Source organism: Bacillus sp. FSL W7-1582 (assembly GCF_038593325.1).
Classification (GTDB): domain Bacteria; phylum Bacillota; class Bacilli; order Bacillales; family Bacillaceae; genus Bacillus; species Bacillus altitudinis.
On record NZ_CP151987.1, the window covers coordinates 2,878,452 to 2,902,971 of the forward strand.

Here is a 24,520-nt window from a genome sequence, read left to right on the forward strand (position 1 = left end):
AATTATTTTTTCTCATCTTTTTTCGTCTGAGAGGTTTTCTTTTTTGCATCAGATTCTTTCTCTTTTTTCTCCTGATCGGCTTTTGACTGCTCTTTTTGTTCAGCTGTTTCATCTGTTTGGCTTGCATCTGAGGAGTCATTGGTGCTCGTCTCCGTTGTTTCTTTTTCTTCATACTTCGCCATTTCCTTAATGATTGGATCTAGCTGTTTTTGTTTTTCTTCAGCAGATAGGCTGTCGTCATTTTGAATTTCATTGCGGTAGGCGACGAGTGCTGTGAATATGTATCGGTCGTCCCCGAGCACCCTTGCAATATCCAGAGCTTCCTTGCTATTGCCTTGTCCAATATGAATCCAGAACAGGAAGTATTGCGGGTCTGTCTGCAATGTGTACGTATCCGTGATTTCTTTTTTGTGCTGGTCAAGCAATAGATTCCCTTGATTCGTTTGCACATACGAAATGGCCAGTTCATATTGAAGAGAGACTGGCATTTGATCGGCTTTGTATTTTTCGAGCGTATCCACCACTTGGCTGTACTGTTTGTTGAGATAATATTTGTTCGCTTCCACATACGCTTCTTGTTTCGGCATGGCGAAAAAGAACGTGTAAATGGTATACACCAATGCAGGAATCAAAAGAACAAGGAGACCAAGTCCAATGTATCGTTCAATCTTCCATTTCTTTTTTGGAATGGTTAAGAGCGTCTTTTCTTTTGCTTCGATGGCTTCTATTTTTTGTTGAATCAAAGCAGACAATTCTTCCAGCGACTGTGTGTCACTTATTTCCTTTGCCTGCTCAGATAATTTCAACGTATCATGATAAGCCAAATATTCTTGAAACTGATATTCATGGTCCACCACTCGAAGAATGACGGCTTTGACCTCTTTTAATAGACGATGTTGGTCGGTTTCATATGGCGGGATGCTTTCTTTGACCCCGTAATGCAAAAATGCAGGCGCTAAGCCTTGATGAAAAACAATGTTTTCAGGAGAAACAATAGGATGCAGCCGCTTCACGTCGTGTTTGCACACTGCATCGACAAGCTGGTATGAAAAAATCCATTTGCTTTTTTCATCCTTTGCATGGATGAAACGAAATTCCTGATAGGCAGGAGGCGGTTGAATCGAAATGATGACCTCACCTTCGGTTAATTGGATCTCTTTTTTAAATGAAGGATTGATGTCTTTAATCGGTGCCGCTTCTAAACCGTCTAAGAGTTTAATTGTCTCTCTTTGAAAAATGAAGGTGTAAGTGCCTTCCTCTTTTTTCATGACTGCTTCTAATTGTTCTTCTAAATAGGAACTCTTTTTATCTGCCATTTACAAAAGTCCTTTCATAGTATTTCCAGCCTGTCTCCTGTGGTGATTCCACAGTCTGACAGCTTATATTCGCCTGAAAACACAGCTTTCTTATTGACTACACGCACCCATCCGCCATCTCGTTTAGGTAGTGAGATTTGTTTTGCCTGCCAGGCGATATGGATGACTTGTTTAATATGTAAATAATTTGATAGTCTCAAATCAAACACACTGCCATCATAGTTTTTTAAGTCGATGGTAATATCGATATACACAAATTTCCACCTCACAAAATAGAAAGAGCGCCGGCATCAACTGACAGACTCGGCGCTTTTTCTGCTTTTCACACTTAGAAAGGAAATCCCTTTGATTAGCCGCGGATTTGGCTAGCGATGTCTTGGTCAGTGCTTTCAAGTGTATTTGCAGTTTGATCAAGCTGATTGCTGACATCTGTTAATAGATCAGACATTTTGATGAATGAAGGTTTTAGCTGTTCGTATTGATCAGCGAATGCTTCACTAGAAGCACCTTCCCACATTCCTTTTAGGTCAGAGATCATTCTATTTAGACGATCAACTTGGTTTAACACTTCTTGACTTTCAACACCATATTGCTTAGCGGTCGCTCTTAGTTCTTCTGGGGTTACGCGAATAATTCCTGACATATTCCTCATTACCTCCCGTGCATAGCCGCCATATAATGGGCTAATCCACTTATTTTTTGACGTTATTATTATAAAAACAGAAATGATACACAGTCAAACAAATCTGTTTTTATTTTACAAAATGAGTCTATAGAATTACTGTTTTTTCGCTCTTTATCTAGTATTTAACAATTTTTTGGTCATATATTCTTAATAAAAGGGCGTGCACTTCGATGAACCTTTCCGCCTATTGATTTTTTACTACATTATTATTGTACTATTTCTTTTTGTGATAAACGCATGACCAATGTGCTCATTTCTCAAGCTTTTTGTTTTTTTAATGATTATGGCATTTTCTTGTTGATTTACGTACCTGATTCTCTTCATAATGTAAGTACGTGAAATATTCGAAAAAGCAGGGGTTTTTTATGACAAAAAAGACAGATCCATTTAAGTATAGCCTTGATCGTTTAGAGGATGTGGCAGACCAAATTAGTGATGTGCTCAATTGCCCTATTACTATAGAAGATACTCATCATCGATTATTAGCCTATAGCACACATAATGATTTCACTGATCCCGCCAGAACTTCAACCATTATCTCCCGCCGTGTACCGGAAAAAGTCATTAATCGGCTTTGGAAAGACGGTATCATTCCTACACTCCTTAAAACAGATGAACCGCTTCGCGTACCTCAAATTGCAGAAGTCGGTCTATCCAGCAGGGTTGCCATTTCCATATGGAAAGACAAAGAGGTGCTCGGTTTTATCTGGGCAATTGAATCCACGCAGCCTTTTTCAGATGAAGAAATGGACCTTCTCAAGATGGCAGCACATGCCGTGAAAAACAAATTACTCAATTTACAAATTCGAAAAACGAAAACAGAAGAACGCAATCAGGAGCTATTTTGGAAGATGCTCACAGGACATATTCATGAAAAGGATGAGATGCTTGATCTCTTCTTGAGGCTTGGGATGAGGTGTCCAGACACGTATGCGATTATTATTTTTCGCCTTCGTGATGAACTGACAGAAGATACGGAAAAGAAGCTCTCCTATCTGCTTGAAACAACGCAGCAAGTGCAGGTGCTTTTAACGACTGTTGATTTTAACGAATTCATTATTCTTGTCTCGCCAAAAACAGAACATCCGCTTCAAGATATTAAACAATTCACAAGCGGCATGCTAAAGCAGTTGTCTGATCGGTATCAGCTCCATGACGTTCAAGCGGCCATTGGTGGAATTTACGATCACATTACTCATATTCAGCCATCCTATAAAGAAGCACTGGCCGTCTTAAAAACAAAAGAACGCTTTCCTGTGGAAACAGAACGTTTAAACAGCTTTTCTGAACTGGGTATTTATCAATACTTAGATGTGCTTGCAGAAAAACGAAAGGGATCGTCTTATTCCAGTTACTCTTTATCAAAGCTTGAGGATTACGATCTCAGGCATCATTCCAACCTCGTCGAGACCCTTGAACGATTTATTGATTGTGACAGCAACGCCAATATCGCCGCAAAGCAGTTAAATATTCATATCAACACACTGAATTACAGACTGAAACGGATTACGGACATTGCAGAAATTGATTTAAAAAACATGAATGAGAAAATGACCATTTATCTTGATATGAAGCTAAAAAACGTCCCTTTGTGAAATTTCACAAAGAGGCGTTTTTTAATTTTTTCATTCAACCGAAGAATTTTCTAAACTTTCAGTATACACTAGACATACAATATCAATAGATAAGCATAGGAGGAATTGACATGATCATCGGCATTCCGAAAGAAATTAAAAATAATGAAAACCGGGTCGCATTAACACCAGGAGCAGCATCTCAATTGCTTTCAGCTGGACACCAGATTTTAATTGAAACGAACGCTGGTTTTGGAAGCGGATTCACTGATGACGATTATGTATCTGTTGGTGCAGAGATTCTTGATCAAGCGAAAGATGTGTGGGTATCTTCTGATATGATTATGAAGGTAAAAGAACCATTACCAGAAGAATATTCATATTTCAGAGAAGGTCTGATCTTATTTACGTACTTGCACCTTGCAGCAGAGCCCTCCTTGGCTGAAGCATTAAAACAAAAAGGTGTAACAGCCATTGCTTATGAAACGGTAACGGACGGAAAATCACTCCCTCTATTAACGCCAATGTCTGAAGTTGCAGGTAGAATGTCTGCTCAGATTGGTGCTCAATTTTTAGAAAAGCCAAAAGGTGGAAAAGGCATTTTGCTCGCCGGCGTGCCAGGAGTATCGAGAGGGAAAGTCACCATTATTGGCGGCGGTGTCGTTGGAACAAATGCAGCGAAAATGGCGATCGGACTTGGCGCAGATGTCACCCTTATTGATGTAAATGCGGAACGATTACGTCAGCTGGACGATCAGTTTGGTCACCAAATGAAAACGTTAATGTCTAATCCTGTTAACATTGCAGATTCAGTGAGCGAGGCAGACCTGCTCATTTGTGCGGTTCTCATCCCAGGTGCCAAAGCTCCAACCCTTGTCACAGAAGAAATGGTGAAACAAATGAAGCCTGGTTCTGTCATTGTCGATGTAGCCATTGACCAAGGCGGGATTGTGGAAACAATCGATCATATTACAACACATGATCAGCCTACTTATGAAAAGCACGGCATTTTACATTATGCTGTTGCCAATATGCCAGGAGCGGTTCCGAGAACATCGACAGTTGCTTTAACAAACGTCACGGTCCCATACGCACTGCAGATTGCAAATAAAGGCGCTGCAAAAGCGATCAAAGAAAACAAGACAATTGCTGAAGGCGTCAATGTGATGAACGGACATATCACCTATGAAGCTGTCGCTCGTGATCTCGGCTATGATTATGTGCCTGTTAGTAAAGCCCTTGAAACCTCTTCCATGACCGAAGCTTAATATCTAGCCCGCCCTTTTCAGGGGCGGGTTTTATTGTTAACCTAAAATAAAAATGAGTTGACAAAAAAACCTCTTCCCCTTAATCTATTTGTACAGATAAGACAGGGGGAAATATCATGCAAAAGAAGACAAGAACAGCTGACTTTGTGCTCGTCGGGATGTTTGCTGCACTCATGGCTATCGGAGCCAATATCACATCCATTGTGCCATTTTTACAGGTCGGCGGAATCCCACTTACGATGCAGCCGTTTTTTTGTGTGCTTGCTGGTCTTTTGTTGGGCAGACGACTTGGCGCATTGGCCATGATTGTCTATGCTCTTGTTGGGATCGCTGGTGCACCTGTATTCGCACAGTTCTCGGCGGGTCTCGGCGTTATTTTAGGAAAAAGCGGTGGCTTTGTGTTATCATACATTCCTGCTGCTTGGCTTGCCGGATTCATTCTTGAAAAAAGACAAAACCCTGGTTTTGGCCGCTTTTTATTTGCAGCCATTGCAGGAACGACCGTGATGTATGTGATCGGGACAACTTATACATACATCGCATTAAATGTATGGCTGAACGCACCAATCTCTTATCAAACTACATGGTTCTTCATGATTTGGTTTATGGTAAAAGACTATGCGCTGACCATCCTCCTTGCGATGCTGGCACCTAAAATTTATCGATCAGTTTCAAAAGCCACATCCTTTCGAAAAGAACAAACAGCTTCCTAATATCAGAAAAGGTTCCTTTACTCTATGAGTAAGGAACCTTGTTTCATTTATAGCATAATTGCCGCAAGCCAGCCGAACAAGACGAGCGGGATATTATAAAAAGCGAATGTTGGGACACATGTACCCCAAATGTGGTGATGCTGTCCATCCATATTCAGTCCAGATGTTGGTCCGAGTGTACTGTCGCTTGCAGGTGAACCTGCATCTCCTACCGCCGCAGCTGAACCAATAATCGCAATAGTCGCCATCGGGCTGAATCCTAAGTGTAAACAAAGCGGGACAAAGATCGTCGTAATAATCGGAATCGTTGCAAATGATGAGCCAATGCCCATTGTCACTAGCAGACCCACCAATAGCATGAGAATAGCCGCTAAGCTTTGGCTGTTTCCGATAAATTGAGAAGACGCCTTGACGAGAGATTCAATATCTCCTGTTTTCGTTAAAACATTGGCAAATCCAGCTGCAACAAGCATGACAAATCCGATAAATGCCATCATGTTCATGCCAGATGTAATCAGCGCATCTGCTTCATCGCGTTTCATCATTCCCGTTACAAACAAGACAAGCAAGCCTGCAAGCGCACCGAAGATCATCCCTTCGACTCCAAGGCTTTGAGAGAGATATAACTGAACAATAAGTGATACAAGGATCGCAAGTCCAGCAAAGAATAAGCTCTTTTTTGTATATGCTGATTTTTCTACATCCGTAATGTCACGATTCTCATATGTTTTTGGCTTACGATAGACAAAGAGTGAAACGATCAAGCCAAGAACCATGCCGCCTACAGGAATCAGCATCGCATACGGAATGTCTGCTAAATTCACTGTTAAACCTGCATCTTTCATGTTGTCACGAAGCATTCCGTGAAAAATCTGTCCAAAACCGACCGGAAGCAAAATATATGGTGCAGTAAGTCCGAAAGTCATCACACATGCTAGCAGTCTGCGGTCAATTTGAAGCTCGTTAAACACCTTTAATAATGGCGGGATTAAGACCGGAATAAAGGCAATATGAACAGGAACAACGTTTTGAGAAAAACAAGATACGATCAAAATGACCAGAATAATGAGCACTTTTGATAATGTTTTTCTTCTTGAATCGCCTTCTTTTCCAAGAAGCTTCACAGCTCCTTCGACCATGGCATCAGGAAGACCCGTTTTCGTCAGTGCGGCTGCGAATGCACCTAATAGTGCGTAACTAATCGCCACTGTCGCATTTCCGCCAAGACCGTCAGTGAACGCTTGAACTGTTCCCCCTAGACCTAATCCACCTGCAAGTCCGCCCGCTAAAGCGCCAAGTGCCAGCGCAATCACGACATTGACCCGCAGCAAGCTTAATATCAACATTAAAACAACCGCTAAAACAACTGCATTCATGGTGAAACCTCCGAAATCCTTTAGTTTACTAATGTAGTAGATAATTAAAGTACCAACGTATGTTACCATAGAAAATTTACTTCGTCAAATGGCGTATGTCCTACATAAAAAGCTCTGCCAGTTGGCAGAGCTCAGATTGTTGACAAAGGGCTAAAATGAACTTTATTTTAGCCCTTTGTCTTCTTTTCAGCGTGATAGAAAACCTTTGCAGTCTAGGAAGGACGAGCATCGGCGCGGAGCGAATTTGACATTCGTGAGCACCGAAGCGCAGGACTGACACCGAATGCGAGGGTTTGTCTACACGCTGAGCTCTGCCAGTTGGCAGAGCTTCCGTTGTTATTTCTTCGGTTCAAATCGTTCCACAAATGTTGCTAATGATCTGACCATCACACCTGTTGCTCCTGTTGGACCAAAGCATGAAGGCTTTTCTGTCGTGGCTGTTCCTGCAATATCTAAGTGAACCCAAGGGGTGTCTTCAGCGAATTCCCCAATGAATGCACCTGCCATGATCGCATGACCATCACGACCTGGTGAGTTATTCAGATCAGCCATTTTGCTGTTTCTTACTCGTTTTTTATCTTTTTCGGTGATTGGCAGCTGCCAAATCATTTCCCCACATTCTTCTGATGCCTCTTTAAACTGGGCATACAGTTCATCGTTATTGGTCATCACGCCTGTTGTTTCATTCCCAAGTGCCACAATGACACCGCCTGTTAATGTCGCAACATCCACAAGCACAGAGGCACCATGCTGCTTCGCATAGGTCACACCATCTGCTAAAACAAGACGGCCTTCTGCATCCGTGTTAAGCACTTCGATTGTTTTGCCGCTTAGTGAGACAATGACGTCATCTGGCTTCATCGCATCTGCTGAGACCATATTATCTGTTGAGGCGATGACCGCAATGACATTCTGCTCTGGACGAAGTTCACCAATGATTTCCATTGCACCTAAAACAGAGGCTGAGCCGCCCATATCTGTTTTCATCCCCACCATACTTGCTCTTGGCTTTAAGGAATACCCGCCTGTATCATACGTAATCCCTTTACCGACAAGACCGATGACGTCTGTCCATTCTTCCTTGCCTTGATATTTCAATACAATCAGCTTCGGTGGTTCTGTTGAGCCTCTATTAACGGCTAGAATAGCGCCCATTCCGAGCTCTTCCATTTGTTCTTTATCTAAAATTTCAATCTCGAATTCATATTTATAAGCAAGCTCTGCCGCATAGGATGCAAGATCAGAGGACGTGAGCATGTTCGGCGGCATATTCACAAGTGTACGAGCCGAATTGACCGATTGTCCGTAGACTTCGCCCACTTTCAGACTTGCCTGAATTTCGGCAGCATCATGATCCGTTGTTGCATAAACAAATTCGATAAAGCGATCCGGTTCATTCGTTTTATGTTTAAAATCTTGTAATTCATATGTAGCTAAAAGGCAGCTTTCAGAAAGGGCATGGGCTGCATCTTGAACAGGCAGATCCTTTCCTGTAAATGTATCAAGCAAAACCGAAACTGCTTGCTTTTTATCTTGATGAAGCTTTTTAAATAAATGCGCAAACACTTCCTTTGCCTCTTCAAACGTGTAATCTGACTCCTTCCCAAGCCCGACAAAATAAATACGTTTAATGCCGGTTTCAGGGGATGGGAAAAATTTCGAAAGCTGATTTCGCTTAGACGAAATATCGCCTTCTTTTAGTAATTCAGTGATTCTTCCTCCATGTAATTCATCCATTTCTTTTGCTTTTCCTGATAATTGGCTCTTTTGAAAAAGTCCGATGGCCAGTGTATCTTTATGTTGCAACTCATTTGTCGAGAAAAACATATTTATCACACGCTCCTTCAATGAACTCCATATTTCACATTGGAACTTCTATTATATCAAAATTTATGTGCTGATACGATCATTGCCAGCCTGTCTTCCCTTGAAGAACATTTATATTTTGGCACGCGGAAGGGCATCATGAAAAAGCGGCAGCGATCCATAGCAGCCTGTCCATGGTCTCCTCGTTCCACATCTACTTTCTTTAATGTTATAATGAACATGGACTTGGCAACAGTTCTTACTGCCATCATTTTTTTATCTTACTAGGGTAAATACTTTATCATTTCGCACGTTATTTTTTCTTAAAGAGAGGATGTTTCTTGTTCATGAGCGTACTGACGAATTTTCCGCTGCTTGCCAGCCTTGCAGCCATCTTTTTTGCACAATTTGTAAAAGTACCGATTCAATTTATCATTTCTAGACGACTAGATTGGTCGCTCATTACAAGCACAGGCGGAATGCCAAGTTCACACTCCGCAGCAGTAACAGCACTCTCAACAGCAGTTGCTTTAGAGCACGGGCTAGGAACATCTATTTTTGCCATTTCCGCCATCTTTGCCATTATTACAATGTTTGATGCGACAGGTGTTCGCAGACAGGCAGGAGAACAGGCAACTGTCCTGAACAAACTGGTCACAGATTTTAACCGGTTTGTTGCCGAGGCAAAGAACTTCCCAAATGCGGAAGAAAAAGAGAAGCAAAAGAAATTGAAAGAGCTTCTTGGGCATAAGCCGATTGAAGTCTTCTTCGGCGGCTTAACAGGAATCTTGCTCACACTCATCTTAGATTATTACTTCATGTAGAAACGAAAAAGCTTTGGACCTTTTGAGATCCAAAGCTTTTTTATTCTTTATTGGCTTGAAACTGCTGCCGGAACACTTGCATCGATTCTGCTTCATTCAACTGATTTAAGTCTTTTTCTGTCAGCGTCCCTTCACCCTTTTTAATCACATAAACGTCCAGCACTTTTTTACCCCATTCTCTATACACATCATCAACCGTTTCATAATATAAATCAAGCTTATGACCTTTAATCGCTTTCCCAGTATCTGCGACTACACCATAGCCATAATTGGGGATAAACAGGACAGTTCCTATCGGAAAGACAGATGGGTCCGCTGCCACGGTTGAATATAAATCACGTTTTACTTTGACGCCTGAATATGTAATGCCATATGCATGATGTTCTTTCGTCTTACCTGTTGATTCTACTCCTGCTGTATAACCTGTGGCGACAACCTTTTGCTTCGGATAATCGTTCCAATTAAATGCTTCTTCGAGAGAAACAGCACGCAAATCATCACTTTTCACCGCCATCGTCTGCCTTTTTGGATGCTTTAAAAAAGAAGATACGTGCTTACCGGCATCGGTCTCTTTCACCCATGCAGCTAAATCACTTGGTTCTACGCCAGATATGCCCGTAAAGCTTGTCATCAAGGCAAGCATAAACAGACCTGTCATGAACAATCGTTTCATCCATGTTTTCATTTCTATTTGTCACTCCTCTACCCATCTATTTGTTTCCAAACAAAATGGAAACTATGCAAAGGAGAAACAAAAAAACCCACTTGCGTGTAGACAAGTGAGTTAAAACATTTGATAGCCTCTTTTACGAAGGGCATTGATGACAAAACCTGAGGCAATGGCACCAATTAGACCACTTAATAAAATGATGATATCTGCCGCAGCAAGAGAAACGATGCGGTCTCCTATCCCGGAAAAAGCAATGCCTGGTTCTCTTACATAAGCGATCATCTTTTGATTATTGATAATGAAAAGGCATACAATTGGATATAAAATTGCCATAATCCATGACATTCTCAGCAGCATATTCAGCAAAAAGCCAATGCCGAAGAATAACACGAAAAATAAAATAACTGAAATGATAACGACTGGTAAACTGATCACTTCATCTCCACCCCCAAATATCCCATCATTAGTTTAACTTGGAAATAGAGATGAAGTCAATCAATGGAAAAAGCCGTAAGATTAATGCTTCTTTCCTGTCCCTTTACATTCCTCACATGTTTCTGATCCGCCGAGCAATAACTGAAAATATCCTTTTCCTGAACAATACTGACAAGTTGACTTTTTTTCTTTCGTTTGTGCATTCATATTGCTCACTCCTTAATCTAAATTTTCTGATAATTCATCATAACATATTTTTCTGTCCAGTACCAAGTGAGAAAATATTCCGTAAAACATGAAAAAACGTGTACCACAGGGATACACGTTTTTGTCTATATCGGTTTAGAAGAACTTGAATTTTCCTTTTTTCAGAACAAGTCCTGGTCCGCCAACCATGAATAATGAACGGTTGTCGATGATTTTTTTCATTGCAGAAGCTTTTGTTCCTTGAAGTTTTTTACCAAACGCAACACCTACAGCGTCGTGTTCACCAAGAGAAGCAACTGTTCCTTTGATGTCTGGCTTAAAGCTTTCAAGCGTGCCACCTTTTACTAGTGCAGCAAGGTTTTTCGCTACTGTTTCACCTTGCTGCATCGCAATTTGTGCAGTAGGTGGGTATGGACGATTAATTTCTTCATTGATGATTAATGAGCAGTCACCGATGATGAATACATCTTCATTTTCCGGTACACGAAGATCTGGAGACACTTTTACGCGGCCGCTCATGTTTTCAAATCCAGCTTCTTCAACGATTGGGTTACCACGTACACCAGCAGCCCATACAACAGTTTCAGCTTTGATTTCTTCTGTATCATCGTCTTTTCCAACAATGATGCCCTCAGGCGTACATTCTTTGATCGCTGTACCGATTTTGAACTCAACACCTTTACCTTGAAGGTAGTTCATCGCATAGTCGATCAATTCAGGATCAAATCCTGGAAGAGCTGTTGGTGCAGCTTCTACACAGATAATACGCACGTCTTTTTGATCAATATCATACTCTTTGCAAAGCTCAGGTACACGGTTTCCAAGCTCACCAAGGAACTCAATACCTGTGAAGCCTGCACCGCCGACAACGATAGTTAGACGCTCTGGGCGCTTTTCAGCATCTGTATTATAAGTCGCAAATTGAAGCTCAATATGCTCACGAAGCTGACGAGCAGAGTTGATGTTAGAGATTGAGAATGCATATTCTTTCAGTCCTGCAATACCAAATGTTTCAGGAACAGCACCAAGCGCAACAACAAGGTAGTCATAAGAAAGTTCGCCATCTGATGTCACAACTTTCTTCTCTTCCTTATTAATGCTTTCAACTGTTGCTTGTACAAAGTTGACACGGGAACTGTTAATCACATCTTTGATTTGATAACGACAACGGTCATGATGAAGAGTACCTGCACTTGCTTCATGTAACCATGTTGTTTCGTAATGATAATTATGCTTGTTCACAAGAGTAATGTCCGCATCATTTGTGCCAAGCTGTTTTGTTAATCTTGTTACAGTCATTAATCCGCCATAACCTGCACCTAATACAACGATTTTCGGTTTATTCACTGGAATCACATCCACCTTTTTTAAATTTGCTGTAAAACGGATAAAGAATTACATATCGTTATTCTCAACCGCTTTGCGGCATTTTATGAAATTTAAACAAAAAATAAGTATGTGAAAATCTGAACTTTCACCTACAAAAAACGAAAGCATTTGACCGTTTCCGACAAAAATTCATAAAAAATTAATATTTAGTTCCCTTAACAATAATAGCGAGTTCTGCTCCTTTTTTCAAGGCTTTAAACTGAAAATCCTTAGGATAAACGGTCTTTCTCTCTTTTTTCCCCTTTTCACAGCATCGGCATCAAAAAACGACAAGTTTTTCAAAACAAGTCAAACGACGATATGTGTTATGATATGATATAGTGATAACAATTTTCATTTGGGAGGATTAAGGAATGCAAGAAGATTCTAAGGTATATGACATTACCGTTATCGGGGGCGGCCCAGTCGGATTGTTTACTGCGTTTTACGGAGGCATGAGACAGGCAAGTGTGAAAATCATTGAGAGCCTTCCTCAGCTCGGCGGTCAACTATCCGCTCTTTACCCTGAAAAATACATTTATGATGTGGCTGGTTTCCCAAAAATCCGCGCACAAGAATTAGTTGATAATTTAAAGGAACAAATGGATAAATTTGATCAAACCATTTGCTTAGAGCAAGCTGTGGAAACGGTTGAAAAACAAGCAGACGGTATCTTCAAACTCGTTACGAACCAAGAGGTTCATTATTCAAAAACGATCATCATTACAGCTGGTAACGGTGCATTCCAACCGAGAAAGCTTGAGCTAGATGCAGCAGAATCATTTGAAGGAAGCAACCTGCATTACTTCATCAATGATCTGAACCAATTCGCTGGCAGACGTGTCGCTGTTCTTGGAGGCGGAGACTCTGCGGTCGACTGGGCACTGATGCTTGAGCCAATCGCAAAAGAAGTATCGATTATTCACCGCCGTGATAAATTCCGTGCACATGAGCACAGTGTAGAAAACTTGCACAACTCGAAAGTCAATGTGCTGACACCATTTGTCCCAACGGAGCTCATTGGGGAAGACCGCATTGAACAAATTGTGCTTGAAGAAGTGAAAGGCGATAAAAAACAAGTACTAGATGTGGACGACGTGATCGTCAACTTCGGTTTTGTTTCCTCCCTTGGACCAATCAAACAATGGGGCCTTGAAATCGAAAAGAACTCTATCGTGGTCAAATCCACAATGGAAACCAACATCGAAGGCTTCTATGCGGCAGGAGACATCTGTACGTATGAAGGAAAAGTCAAATTAATCGCAAGCGGATTTGGTGAAGCACCAACTGCTGTGAACAACGCCAAAGCTTACATGGACCCGAAAGCCCGTGTACAGCCGCTTCATTCCACAAGCTTATTTGAAAATAAATAAGAACGGATCAAAAAAAGGAGTCCCATCTGCGGAACTCCTTTTTTGTTTATTTAAAAATCCCAATATAGGCATTCGCCATTCCAAGTACCATTGCAGCAAGTAGCACCACAACAATTCCTGCCACAACCAAAATCACCCGATCCTTCACACGTTCCTTTTTCGGAAGCGGCTTATCTATCCCGCAAGATGGACATGTTTTTGAACGATACGGAATCAGTTCATGACAGTTCCTGCAATTGATTTGTTCACTCAAACCTCAGCAACCTCTTTTCTGATGACAGTTTATGTTTGGTTCTCATGATACTCTTTTCGAGGGGAAATAGCCAGTTGTGAGGACAAGCTGTAACAAAATTGAGCGATTTACAAATTGTTTAAGAAGGAATGGAATGAATGAAGGTTTGATTGGTTCAACCGATATAAGAAGTAGAAGATTGTCATGAAGGATAGGTGGAAAGATGATAAAGCGTTTCATGATTAGTTTGAGCTTGTTACTGATGATTGGCGGCTCAGTAGAAGTGTTCGCAAAAGATTATAACAAACATTATGCTCAATTCGCTGCCGGATCGAATATGGATGTTGATCAGCTAGAACCTTTTTTAAAGCGTGTATCCACTTCGGTTTTAGATGCTGGTTTGAGTGATCAAGAAATCAAACAGATACTCACCAACGTTCAAAAAATGAATAAAAACAATGATACAAAAAGAATGGGCATCTTTGAAGTGGTATACCATGAAAAACCAGCAAAGATTAAAATTGAAATTGAAGTCCATGTGGAAGATGGCAATAAAGAAGTGGTGATCTATATGTTTAGCACCCAAGAGTTGGTGGATGTCTTGGATAAAGAACTATTGAAAATAGAAGAAGCCATTTGAGAAAGAGACGCTGAATGAGTATCTTTTTTTGGTCATCTTTTCTCTTCAAAACAAAAAGCCTCCTCGATCGTGTTGTTTACAAAAACAAACGAACAAGGAGGCTTATTATTATCCATGATCAGTTGTTAACACTCTTCCGGCGTACCGGTATTCGTGGCTGTTCTGAACGAAGAACCGCATCCGCATGATGCGATCGCGTTCGGATTGTCAATCGTGAAACCGCCGCCCATTAGTGATTGTTTGAAATCAATGATGGTGCCGTTCATGATGTCAAGGCTTTCGGAGTCGACAAGAACCTTGATGCCGTGCTGTTCGAACTGCGTGTCTTTCTCTGAGACTTCATGGTCAAAGCCCATCCCGTATGAAAGACCGCTGCAGCCGCCACCTTTTACGCCAACTCGCAGGAACGCATTTTCTTCTTCATGTTCTTTCATCATATCTTTAATCTGCAATGCAGCAGCTTCTGTAATCGTTACTGGTGTACTCACGATCATCCCTCCTTTTGACTGGATGTTTCTTTTCAATTATAAACGTGATGTTGCCTTTTCTCAAATAAATGGTTTAGAGATAGAATGTGCCGTCACAAATTGTTTCAGCAGGTCCTGTCATCAGCACATGGTCATTGTCTTTCCAGCGAATGATGAGGTCTCCGCCAGCTAGATGAACGGTCATATCCGTTTCTTTTTTCGCATGTCCATTCACAATCGTTGATACAGCCGCAGCACATGCTCCTGTTCCGCACGCTTGCGTAATCCCTGATCCTCTTTCCCACACGCGAAAATGCAGTTCCGTTTCACTGACACGTTCCACAAATTCTACATTGACGCCTTCTGGAAACATGTCATGCTTTTCAATAATTGGCCCAACTGAATCAAGCGGCGCCTGTTCAATGTCTTCTAAATAGAAAACGATATGGGGATTCCCCATTGAAACAGCTGTTCCATTTAAGGTCGTCGTGCCAAAATCAAGCGGTTCATTGATCGTTGTACTGGCCGGTTCACCAAGCATTGGCATCGCTTCTTTTTCAAAACGAGGTTTACCCATATCAACTGTCACTAACTGAACGTGACCATCCTGCACATGAACGGTCGCCTCAACGAGTCCTGACAATGTCTCAATCTGGAACGTTGTGTCTGTTACGATTTGATGCTCATACACATATTTTGCCACGCAACGCAGACCGTTACCGCAGTTTTTCCCCTCTGATCCATCATTGTTGAAAATGCGCATCTTCACAGGCGCAACATCTGATGGGCAAATGAGGATCATTCCGTCTGAACCGATACCTGTATAAACAGAAGAAACGCGGATCGCTATCTCTGACAGCTGCTCTTCTGGAAGCTGTTCCTTCATCTGATTGACGTATATATAATTGTTTCCTAGTCCGTGCATTTTCGTGAATTGAAATGATGTCATGAGCGTCCTCCAAAAATGTTGTTTCTTTATAGTATAAAAGGAGTCGATTCAGGAGACAATCTTATCATCCCCCGTTTTTCATACATAGAAGCTCTTTGCTGCCATGGCAAAGGGCTTTTATTATGCATATGCCTCTTTTTCTCTCGTGTGATGCTTCATTTTGATGATATTTTATTAGCATAACATATTGGATGCGCTTTCTACATTTTTTCCTGAAAAATGGAAACTTAATATATGAAAAAAATGCACCTCATGACCCATGTGGTGCATTTAAAACATGTCGTTTTCCTCTATAAAAGCATAAATACGCTCGACTAGCTGCTCTGCATTTTCTCCAGAAACAAATTCTCCATTCACAAGAGCAAATGGGGAGTCCATACATTTGCCGCAGTAGCTTAAACAGCCGTATTCCATTACATCTAAGTTTGGGTCTTTTTCTAGCTTCTCTTTTGCTTCTTGAGACCCTTGTGCAAGATTACTTACACAAAATTCGATCAGTGGAAACACTGTGCTTCACCTCACATTTGCCTTACTATCCTACCGAAATTCCTTCTATTAGTCAAAACATGAGCTTCAATAAATCGTTACGCCTATTCCCCGTAAAATGTTTTACTATTTAGGACTAAGTAATGAATATGTAGGTTATTTTGAAACAATTATTGTGGTTTCACAGTAAATTCGATATAATTTTATTTGGTATTTTAACTTAAAGTTTTTTAGTATAAGTGTTTTTCAATGTCTAGGGGGAAAAGGAGAATCGTCATGAAAAATTTAGTCTTGATCGGCGGAGGTTACGGGAATATGCGGGTTCTCCACCGCTTATTGCCAAATCAATTACCTGATGATGTTACTATCACATTAATTGATCGAAATCCTTACCACTGTTTAAAAACAGAATATTATGCACTTGCTGCTGGAACGATCTCTGATCATCACATTCGAGTATCTTTTCCAGAGCATCCGAAGCTGGATATTCAATACGGGGAAGTAGAAAAAATTGATATTGAAAACAAACAGATCTTATTTAGCGACCGTGAACCGATTCCATATGATGATACGGTAATCGGACTCGGCTGTGAGGACAAGTATCACAATGTCCCTGGGGCGAAAGAACATACATACAGCATTCAAACCATTGATCAGTCAAGGCTTGCGTATAACAAATTAAACAATTTGAGTGCAGGTGCAACGGTTGGTATCGTCGGTGCTGGACTTAGCGGGGTAGAGCTGGCCAGTGAACTGCGTGAAAGCCGTTCTGATTTAAACATCATTCTTTTTGACCGCGGAGAACTGATTCTTTCCAGTTTCCCAAAAAGATTAAGTTTATATGTACAAAAATGGTTTGAAGAAAACGATGTAAAGATCATTAACTGCGCCAATATTACGAAGGTTGAAGAAGGAGTTGTGTACAACCATGACGATGCCATTGAAGCAGATGTCATCGTGTGGACAGCAGGAATTCAGCCAAGTAAAGTCGTGCGAGATATGGATGTTGAAAAAGATGCACAAGGCCGTGTCGTCTTAACTCCTCATCACAATCTCCCTGGAGATGAGCATGTCTATGTCGTAGGTGACTGCGCAAGCTTGCCTCATGCACCAAGTGCACAGCTTGCCGAGGCACAGGCAGAGCAAATTGTGCAATCTCTACAGAAACGCTGGAAGAACGAACCGCTTCCTGAGGCTTACCCACAGTTTAAGTTAAAAGGCGTACTCGGCTCTTTAGGGAAAAAAGCCGGCTTTGGCTTAGTGGCGGATCGTCCACTTGTTGGTCGTGTTCCAAGACTCTTAAAATCTGGACTTCTTTGGATGTACAAGCATCACAATGGATAAAATGATGTGAATTTTTTCTCAAAGCTCCTTCTAATGAAGGAGCTTTTATTATGAAACGGCATGTACCGATGAATGGTTCACTTTGATAGGAGCAAGCGCAAGGATGCAGTCTTTACGAAACGTTCTGATCGTCTTCTTCGATAAACAATACGCTTGTATGAACTGTTCAGTTTGACGATGTACAATGATTTTTCGTTTCGAGCACTCTCCATTTTTCTTCATATAAATCATATCAATCGGTATTTGTTGATGAAGAGATTGTTTTAGTAAATAATTCATGATGCTCACGCTCCTTTCATCTCATTATAAACGAACAAACGTTCTAAATCAACCTAAAAAGGAACGTTTGTTCTGTTTATTTTCCTAAAAAAAGAACAGCTCATTCACTGCTCTCTTCGTACCCGTATTTCTCCATTTCTTGATAAATATCTTTTAATTTCGGATTGCCCTCTCCAACAATTTGATCCTCAACAAGGACAAGCGGATAAAAGAATTCATCATCAAGAATTCGTTCAGACAATTCTTTTTGGCGTTCGTTTTCAGGCGGGTGCTCAATATCGATATATGTGATGCGAAACGGCTGATTTGGATATTTTCGTTTTAATGCTGCATCTAGCCACTCAAATGTATCTTTTGAAGAAGGCAGATTCACGCAACTAGCGCACAGGACATCTCTTCCATATACATAAAGGTCAACGGTTTTGTTCATTTGACAAGCCCCCTATTCTTTCTTTATTTTAGCTGAATTTTCTGTATGAAAAAAGTCAAAATCACTTTTTGTTTCAAGATGAGATTGTGCTATAATGAGAAGGAAACTTTGAAACCAATCAATAGATTTTTATCGTCCAGATGAATATAATGGTGATATGTTGTGAAAGGAGCGATTATATCTAATGACTGAAGTCGAAATGAAAGACCAAGTACAGGAAGTACTGGACAAACTTCGTCCATTTCTATTACGTGATGGTGGAGACTGTGAGCTTGTAGACATTGAAGATGGCATTGTGAAATTACGCCTTCTTGGTGCATGCGGCAGCTGCCCAAGTTCAACCATTACATTGAAAGCCGGTATTGAGCGCGCATTATTAGAAGAAGTACCTGGCGTTGTAGAAGTTGAACAGGTTTTCTAATTCATATATGACATGAAAACGACCCTTACTGGGTCGTTTTTTAATTGTTGACAAAGGGCTAATTTTAGCCCTTTGTCTTCTTTTCAGTGTGATAGAAAACCTTTGCAGTCTAGGAAGGACGAGTACTGGCGCAGAGCGAATTTGACATTCGTGAGCACCGGAACGCAGGACTGACACCGAATGCGAGGGTTTGTCTACACGCTGAAACGACCCAATCAGGGCCGTTTTTTGATTAGGATAACTTCTCTCTAAACCATTCTTGAATAAAGGTCAGTCTTTGAATACGTTGCCCAGGGTGGCCACTTCTGGATAAATCATGAGAAGCCTTAGGAAACTTGACTAATCTCGTGTCTTTTCCAAGCTCCTTCAATGCCACAAAAAGCTGCTCTCCTTGATCGACTGGGCAGCGGTAGTCTTCATCACTGTGCAGGATGAGAAGCGGTGTGTTCACCTGTTTTACATACTTTAGCGGCGAACGATCCCATAGCTTATCAACAGAGTCATAAATATCCCCATCAATCTGCCATTTTGTAAAGAAATAGCCGATATCACTGATGCCATAAAAGCTAATCCAATTTGAGATGGAACGCTGTGTAACAGCTGCACGGAAACGGTCGGTCTGTCCGACAATCCAATTGGTCATAAAACCGCCATAGCTGCCGCCCGTTACGCCAAGCCTTGTTTCATCAATAAAGTCATAGGCTTCGAGCACATGATCAACAGCCAGCATGACATCCTCATAATCAACGTCACCATAGCTGCCTCTTACCCGATCCGTAAACATCTGTCCGTACCCATGACTGCCATGAGGATTGATGTACACAATCGCATACCCTTCAGCGGCGAGCATTTGAAATTCATGAAAATACGTATGACCGTACATCGCATGCGGTCCGCCATGAATTTCTAAGATTAGTGGATATGTCTTCCCCTCTTCCATCTGAGCAGGCTTCATCAACCAGCCACGTACAATGTCTCCATCTTTTGACTGGAAAGAAATTGGTTCAGGTTCGGATATGACATGTTCCTTTAGAAAGTCATCATGCTCAAACGTGATTTGCTTGAGTGAGGATTCCCCTAAAGTCAGCTCATACAGCTCACTAGGCGAGACAGGCGAAAGACGGCTGATCAGCATTTTTGATTCGTCTGGATGAAGACTGAAATTCGTCACATGTTCTGCCTCTAAACGAACGGGATAGGCTAAGCCCTCAATAGAGAAATAATAAATTCCGGTACTCCCTTGATCAGAAACAAGCGCATAAAACCCCTGACTATCCTTTGTCCATTGTGGAAACTGATTGGCCTCACCCATAACACTATCCCCTGCCATACAGTTTCCTACATACATATCGAGCATTTCTGATAATTGAACGGTCTTTTTCTCCTTCAGGTCATGCAGCCACAATGATGGGAAGGTTGCATTCTGAAATTCACGTTCGTGTCCAATGTACAAAAGGCTTTCTCCATTTGGAGAAAATGATACAGTCGTGTAAGCGCCTGTTGATTGGGTAATTTTCTTGGATGTACCGTCCTCTAAGGAAAGGAGACAGATATCACTTATGTAAAACGTCTGAGGATTTGATTGAATATACGCAAGCCACTTCCCACAAGGAGAGATGACATGATTCACATGATGATGCGGCTCACTCGTAAGCATCTCTACCTCGCCGGAACGGACATCGATTTTTACAATTTGCGTCAGACGCCCATCTAAAAAGCCTCTGCCATCTGCTTTATAAGTCAAATCATCATATACGGCCGGAGCAAAGTCATCACGCTCTTCTTTTTTTTCATCATGAACAGATTCTTCTTGTTTTAATGAGACCGCTGCATAAATGAACGCTCCATCCGGTGAAAATACAGGTTGAGAGACGCCGTAAGGAATATTCGTTAAGGTACGAATGCCGCCGCCATCGCTCTGAATGAGTGCGAGCTGAGGGACTTCCTTTGGCTTCTGCAAAATAAACGCAAGCTGCTTTCCGTCTTTTGACCATGCTGGTTGATGATGCTTTCCATCATCAAATGTCCATTGAGACAACTCCCCTGTCTCTTCATCTCGAACCCATAAATGAATATTGTAATCATCCTTTTTTTCATTCACCGATACTTTTGTAAAAACAGCCTTTTTTCCATCTGGTGAATAAACTGGATGAGAAACAGACACAATTTGTGTTAAATCCTCTGCTGTTATCAATTTCTTCATCAATAGATCTCCCCCTTTTATGTATCAAAAATAGTTCGCTTCTCTAAATAATAATCCCTGCTTTTGTTATGAAAAACAAGGATAAAAAAAGAACGTGCGTCTTCACAGCACGTTCTTCATTTGATTCACAGAATGATGCTCGACGACGACACCTTCTACCGGCACCGTCAGTACATCCACTTCACAATGCGGGAAATTTTGGGCAAGCTGCTTTTTCAGCGCTTCTCCCTTCCCTTTTTCCACTAAGGTCAAAATAGTCGGCCCAGCACCGCTTAATGCCGTTCCATACGCGCCTTTTAATGAAGCAACGTGCTCCACCTTTGATAGCTCTGGGACAAGCATCGTGCGGTATGGCTGATGAAATAAATCTTTATTCATCATTTCCCCTACAAGCGGCCAGTTCTGTGTCATTAAGGCGGCGACAAGGACGTTACTCACTGCACTCGCACTCACGGCCTGTTTATAGGAAAAATCCTCTGGCAGGACATCACGGGCATCCTTTGTGAGCACTTCATAAAAAGGAATCACGACGACGACATCTACATCCACATGCTGCACTTTAACGGCATGTGTCTTGTCTTCTTCATGAAGACCGATGAGTAAACCACCGAATAAAGAGGCACCCGCATTATCTGGATGACCTTCTACCTCACTTGCAAAAAAGAGCTTCTGATCATCGGTCATCTTTAATTCAAGCAACTGATTGGCGAGCTCAATAGCGGCGACAATGGCAGCAGCGCTGCTGCCCAGCCCCCTCGCTAATGGAATATCACTCCACACTTTGACATGAACAGGCGGGAGTGTTTTTCCAAAGTCATCTGCGACCTTTTTAGCTGTTTGGTAGATCAGATTATCGGTGCCTGATGGAATACCAGACACAACATCTGTTTCTGCTTCAAACAGCCAGCTATCATGGTCATAGACCGATAGCTTTAAATAGCGGCTGAGCGCCATTCCGACTGAGTCAAAGCCTGGTCCTAAGTTGGCAGTGCTTCCCGGTACTGTGATTGAAAAAAGCATGGAGGCGTTACTCATACGCGTGCGGCCTTTTCTAAATGTTCAAGAATTTGATCTTCATCTGCATCCAGTGTGACCGGTTTGATGTGTGAAATATCAATCGCCGTATTCGGATCTTTTAATCCGTTTCCTGTCAGTACTGCGACGACTTTACTGCCTGGCTTAATTTCTCCAGATTTCACTTGTTTGAGTACACCTGCAATTGATGCACAAGAGCCTGGCTCTGCAAAGACACCTTCTTCACGTGCGATCAATTGATAGGCATGAAGAATTTCTTCATCTGTCACTTCATCAATTTTCCCGTTTGATTCATCTGCCGCTGCTACAGCTTGCTTCCAGCTTGCAGGGTTTCCGATGCGAATGGCTGTTGCGACTGTTTCTGGCTGCTCAATGACTTCATTTCGAACGATGGCTGCAGCTCCTTCTGCTTCAAAACCACGCATGACTGGCAGTGCAGTGCCTTTTTTCTCATGATATTCTTTGAAGCCTTTCCAGTACGCTGTAATATTCCCCGCATTTCCAACAGGAATCGCCAGTACGTCCGGTGCGGAGCCTAGCTGCTCACAGATTTCAAATGCCGCTGTTTTTTGTCCTTCAATTCGGTATGGATTGACGGAGTTAACAAGTGCGATCGGTGCTTTTTCACAGATGCTACGGACAATTTTAAGTGCGTCATCAAAGTTGCCGTCAATGGCAATGATCTCTGCTCCGTACATGACAGCCTGCGCCAGCTTACCGAAGGCAATTTTTCCATCTGGAATGATGACAATACATTTCATATCAGCGCGCGCCGCATAAGCTGCCGCTGCTGCAGACGTATTCCCTGTCGATGCACACATGATCGTATCATTGCCTTCTTCTTTTGCCTTTGCGACAGCCATGACCATCCCGCGATCCTTAAAAGAACCTGTAGGGTTGACGCCTTCTGTTTTCACATGAAGTTCAATCCCAAGCTTTTCAGATAGCTTTGCGAGATGAATCAGCGGTGTATTTCCTTCATTTAATGTTAGTTTAGGTGTTTGTTCGTTTACTGGTAAGAATTCTTGAAATTCTTCAATGAGTCCATTCCACTTCATCAGCTTAAACCGTTCCCTTCTACTCGGTACGTGCTCTTCACTTGAACCACCACGTCGAGATCGTTTAATGTTTGCAGGATATTTGAGAAATCTTCTTCTGATGTTTGATGTGTAATAATCACAATTTCAGCCAGCTCATCATGCCCTTTGACAGGAATCTGCAGGATCTTTTCAAAGCTGATGCCTCTTTCAGAAAAAATCGATGTAATGCGGGAGAAAGCTCCGACTTGATCTCTCACATGTATTCTTAAAAATTGCTGAGCAAATACTTCGGATGATGATTTGATTTTCTTCTCAAATTGCGGTGCAATAAATCCACTGCCATTCACACCAAGACGCATGTTTTTCATAACAGCGACTAAATCAGAGACAACAGCTGTTGCCGTTGGCAGGCTGCCTGCTCCAGGTCCGTAAAACATCGTTTCTCCGACAGCACTTCCGTAAACATAGACAGCATTAAATTCATTGTTGACGGAAGATAACGGGTGATGATCAGGAAGTAAAGTTGGCTGTACGCTGACCTCCACTTTCTCTCCGTCCCGCTGGGCAATTCCAATCAGCTTCATTGTATAGCCAAAACGTTTACTGAAATTAATGTCCTCATCCGAGATGTCCGAGATGCCTTTCACTTTCACATCCTCTAAGTCTACATTCATGGAAAAGCCGAGTCTTGCCAGGATGGCCATCTTTCTTGCCGCATCTAGTCCTTCTACGTCCGCCGTCGGATCTGCTTCTGCAAAGCCAAGATCCTGCGCTTCTTTTAATACATCTTCATACGCACTTTTATCGACATTCATTTTTGTTAAAATAAAGTTCGTTGTCCCGTTCACGATTCCCATCATTTTTGTGATGCGGTCAGAGGCTAAACCTTCCTCTAGTGTACGCAAAATCGGAATCCCACCTGCGACACTCGCTTCATAGTAAAGGTCACAGCCGTTTTCTTTTGCTACATGTAAAAGCTCTGTGCCATATAGCGCCATTAAATCCTTATTAGCTGTAATGACATGCTTCTTCTCATTTAGTGCATCTATTAAATATTGTTTTGTCTCTTCAATGCCGCCCATCACTTCAATAATGACGTCGACCTCTGGATCTCGAATCACATCGTATACTTCAGTTGTGAAGACCTCTCTTGCCACATCCACATCTCTTTTTTTATCGGGATTGCTCACAAGCACTTTTTGTATTAATACCGGACAGCCGATCTGGTGCATTAATTTATCCTGATGATCTTGAATAATCTTAACGACACCGCTCCCCACTGTTCCTAATCCTAGTAGTCCAACTCGAATTGCCTTCACCTGAAATTCCACCTTTCTCCGTAAATGTCCTCTCTAAAAAGACATTTGTTAACCTAACAC

General features: G+C 41.8%; 26 protein-coding genes and 1 pseudogene. 8 read left to right on the forward strand and 19 right to left on the reverse strand.

The annotated features are described in order from the left end of the window. Positions 1-2: 2 nt before the first annotated feature. The 3 genes from essB to NSQ11_RS14945 all read right to left on the reverse strand — a co-directional run bounded on the left by essB (position 3) and on the right by NSQ11_RS14945 (position 1,959). On the reverse strand, positions 3-1,316 hold the full coding sequence (gene essB, locus NSQ11_RS14935) for a type VII secretion protein EssB (protein ID WP_045034547.1): 1,314 nt from the start codon (positions 1,314-1,316) through the stop codon (positions 3-5). Positions 1,317-1,330: 14 nt separating this feature from the next. Then, complete coding sequence (locus NSQ11_RS14940) at positions 1,331-1,570, reverse strand: EsaB/YukD family protein (RefSeq protein WP_008345897.1); 240 nt, start codon at positions 1,568-1,570, stop codon at positions 1,331-1,333. Positions 1,571-1,665: 95 nt separating this feature from the next. Next, positions 1,666-1,959: a WXG100 family type VII secretion target gene (locus NSQ11_RS14945; protein WP_003213769.1), complete on the reverse strand. Its 294-nt coding sequence runs from the start codon at positions 1,957-1,959 to the stop codon at positions 1,666-1,668. Positions 1,960-2,366: 407 nt separating this feature from the next. Between NSQ11_RS14945 and NSQ11_RS14950 the strand changes: the two genes are divergently transcribed. The 3 genes from NSQ11_RS14950 to NSQ11_RS14960 all read left to right on the forward strand — a co-directional run bounded on the left by NSQ11_RS14950 (position 2,367) and on the right by NSQ11_RS14960 (position 5,556). After that, positions 2,367-3,596, forward strand: coding sequence for a PucR family transcriptional regulator (locus NSQ11_RS14950; RefSeq protein ID WP_007500450.1), 1,230 nt, complete (start codon positions 2,367-2,369; stop codon positions 3,594-3,596). 110 nt (positions 3,597-3,706) lie between these two features. Next, complete coding sequence (gene ald, locus NSQ11_RS14955; protein WP_342501144.1) at positions 3,707-4,843, forward strand: alanine dehydrogenase; 1,137 nt, start codon at positions 3,707-3,709, stop codon at positions 4,841-4,843. 116 nt (positions 4,844-4,959) lie between these two features. Then, a complete protein-coding gene (locus NSQ11_RS14960; protein ID WP_008345905.1) occupies positions 4,960-5,556 on the forward strand; it encodes a biotin transporter BioY in 597 nt (198 codons plus the stop codon). A gap of 47 nt (positions 5,557-5,603) precedes the next feature. On the opposite strand, the gene NSQ11_RS14965 is transcribed toward NSQ11_RS14960, so the two are convergent. Next, complete coding sequence (locus NSQ11_RS14965; protein WP_008345907.1) at positions 5,604-6,932, reverse strand: Na+/H+ antiporter family protein; 1,329 nt, start codon at positions 6,930-6,932, stop codon at positions 5,604-5,606. Positions 6,933-7,268: 336 nt separating this feature from the next. Next, positions 7,269-8,759, reverse strand: a complete 1,491-nt coding sequence (locus tag NSQ11_RS14970) for a leucyl aminopeptidase (protein ID WP_046344402.1) — start codon at positions 8,757-8,759, stop codon at positions 7,269-7,271. 326 nt (positions 8,760-9,085) lie between these two features. Here NSQ11_RS14970 and NSQ11_RS14975 point away from each other — a divergent pair, with 326 nt between their 5' ends. After that, positions 9,086-9,562 (forward strand): divergent PAP2 family protein, encoded by a 477-nt coding sequence (locus NSQ11_RS14975; RefSeq protein ID WP_008346791.1) that lies wholly within the window; start codon positions 9,086-9,088, stop codon positions 9,560-9,562. Between the two features lie 40 nt (positions 9,563-9,602). Here NSQ11_RS14975 and NSQ11_RS14980 read toward each other — a convergent pair whose 3' ends face one another. The 4 genes from NSQ11_RS14980 to NSQ11_RS14995 all read right to left on the reverse strand — a co-directional run bounded on the left by NSQ11_RS14980 (position 9,603) and on the right by NSQ11_RS14995 (position 12,227). Continuing rightward, positions 9,603-10,247, reverse strand: coding sequence for a 3D domain-containing protein (locus tag NSQ11_RS14980; protein WP_017358926.1), 645 nt, complete (start codon positions 10,245-10,247; stop codon positions 9,603-9,605). A 99-nt stretch (positions 10,248-10,346) separates the two neighbouring features. Further along, positions 10,347-10,667, reverse strand: a complete 321-nt coding sequence (locus NSQ11_RS14985) for a YuiB family protein (RefSeq protein ID WP_003212933.1) — start codon at positions 10,665-10,667, stop codon at positions 10,347-10,349. A gap of 81 nt (positions 10,668-10,748) precedes the next feature. Beyond that, positions 10,749-10,874, reverse strand: a complete 126-nt coding sequence (locus NSQ11_RS14990) for a YuiA family protein (RefSeq protein ID WP_008346797.1) — start codon at positions 10,872-10,874, stop codon at positions 10,749-10,751. Between the two features lie 135 nt (positions 10,875-11,009). Continuing rightward, entirely contained in the window at positions 11,010-12,227 is a 1,218-nt protein-coding gene (locus NSQ11_RS14995) for an NAD(P)/FAD-dependent oxidoreductase (protein ID WP_342501363.1), read from the reverse strand. Between the two features lie 389 nt (positions 12,228-12,616). Here NSQ11_RS14995 and yumC point away from each other — a divergent pair, with 389 nt between their 5' ends. Beyond that, a complete protein-coding gene (gene yumC, locus NSQ11_RS15000) occupies positions 12,617-13,615 on the forward strand; it encodes a ferredoxin--NADP reductase 2 (protein WP_008357239.1) in 999 nt (332 codons plus the stop codon). 46 nt (positions 13,616-13,661) lie between these two features. On the opposite strand, the gene NSQ11_RS15005 is transcribed toward yumC, so the two are convergent. After that, the gene (locus NSQ11_RS15005) at positions 13,662-13,868 is read right to left on the reverse strand and encodes a hypothetical protein (RefSeq protein ID WP_008346803.1); all 207 of its coding nucleotides are present in this window, start codon (positions 13,866-13,868) and stop codon (positions 13,662-13,664) included. 202 nt (positions 13,869-14,070) lie between these two features. On the opposite strand from NSQ11_RS15005, the gene NSQ11_RS15010 reads away from it, so the two are divergent. Then, entirely contained in the window at positions 14,071-14,487 is a 417-nt protein-coding gene (locus NSQ11_RS15010) for a hypothetical protein (protein WP_008346805.1), read from the forward strand. A 125-nt stretch (positions 14,488-14,612) separates the two neighbouring features. Here the strand turns inward: NSQ11_RS15010 and erpA are convergent, their stop codons facing one another. The 3 genes from erpA to NSQ11_RS15025 form a co-directional block, all read right to left on the reverse strand. After that, on the reverse strand, positions 14,613-14,975 hold the full coding sequence (gene erpA, locus NSQ11_RS15015; RefSeq protein ID WP_008357254.1) for an iron-sulfur cluster insertion protein ErpA: 363 nt from the start codon (positions 14,973-14,975) through the stop codon (positions 14,613-14,615). A gap of 73 nt (positions 14,976-15,048) precedes the next feature. Beyond that, the gene (gene dapF, locus NSQ11_RS15020; RefSeq protein WP_008346809.1) at positions 15,049-15,903 is read right to left on the reverse strand and encodes a diaminopimelate epimerase; all 855 of its coding nucleotides are present in this window, start codon (positions 15,901-15,903) and stop codon (positions 15,049-15,051) included. Between the two features lie 270 nt (positions 15,904-16,173). Beyond that, positions 16,174-16,410 (reverse strand): YuzB family protein, encoded by a 237-nt coding sequence (locus tag NSQ11_RS15025; RefSeq protein WP_008346813.1) that lies wholly within the window; start codon positions 16,408-16,410, stop codon positions 16,174-16,176. 255 nt (positions 16,411-16,665) lie between these two features. On the opposite strand from NSQ11_RS15025, the gene NSQ11_RS15030 reads away from it, so the two are divergent. Beyond that, on the forward strand, positions 16,666-17,733 hold the full coding sequence (locus NSQ11_RS15030; RefSeq protein ID WP_017367978.1) for an NAD(P)/FAD-dependent oxidoreductase: 1,068 nt from the start codon (positions 16,666-16,668) through the stop codon (positions 17,731-17,733). Positions 17,734-17,781: 48 nt separating this feature from the next. On the opposite strand, the gene NSQ11_RS15035 is transcribed toward NSQ11_RS15030, so the two are convergent. Both NSQ11_RS15035 and NSQ11_RS15040 read right to left on the reverse strand, forming a co-directional pair. Beyond that, positions 17,782-18,012, reverse strand: a complete 231-nt coding sequence (locus NSQ11_RS15035) for a hypothetical protein (RefSeq protein WP_017358919.1) — start codon at positions 18,010-18,012, stop codon at positions 17,782-17,784. A 100-nt stretch (positions 18,013-18,112) separates the two neighbouring features. Continuing rightward, the gene (locus tag NSQ11_RS15040) at positions 18,113-18,442 is read right to left on the reverse strand and encodes a YuzD family protein (RefSeq protein WP_008346819.1); all 330 of its coding nucleotides are present in this window, start codon (positions 18,440-18,442) and stop codon (positions 18,113-18,115) included. Between the two features lie 121 nt (positions 18,443-18,563). Between NSQ11_RS15040 and NSQ11_RS15045 the strand changes: the two are divergent. Beyond that, a pseudogene (locus tag NSQ11_RS15045) lies at positions 18,564-18,863 on the forward strand (NifU family protein). A gap of 232 nt (positions 18,864-19,095) precedes the next feature. On the opposite strand, the gene NSQ11_RS15050 reads toward NSQ11_RS15045, so the two are convergent. The 4 genes from NSQ11_RS15050 to NSQ11_RS15065 all read right to left on the reverse strand — a co-directional run bounded on the left by NSQ11_RS15050 (position 19,096) and on the right by NSQ11_RS15065 (position 24,460). Next, positions 19,096-21,066 (reverse strand): S9 family peptidase, encoded by a 1,971-nt coding sequence (locus tag NSQ11_RS15050; RefSeq protein WP_017367981.1) that lies wholly within the window; start codon positions 21,064-21,066, stop codon positions 19,096-19,098. A 102-nt stretch (positions 21,067-21,168) separates the two neighbouring features. Then, positions 21,169-22,101 (reverse strand): homoserine kinase, encoded by a 933-nt coding sequence (gene thrB, locus NSQ11_RS15055; RefSeq protein WP_007500423.1) that lies wholly within the window; start codon positions 22,099-22,101, stop codon positions 21,169-21,171. Continuing rightward, on the reverse strand, positions 22,098-23,159 hold the full coding sequence (thrC, locus tag NSQ11_RS15060) for a threonine synthase (protein WP_039963831.1): 1,062 nt from the start codon (positions 23,157-23,159) through the stop codon (positions 22,098-22,100). Before thrC ends, thrB begins: the two co-directional genes overlap by 4 nt. Next, complete coding sequence (locus tag NSQ11_RS15065; protein ID WP_342501145.1) at positions 23,159-24,460, reverse strand: homoserine dehydrogenase; 1,302 nt, start codon at positions 24,458-24,460, stop codon at positions 23,159-23,161. The genes thrC and NSQ11_RS15065 overlap by 1 nt, the downstream gene beginning before the upstream one ends. Between the last annotated feature and the right edge of the window lie 60 nt (positions 24,461-24,520).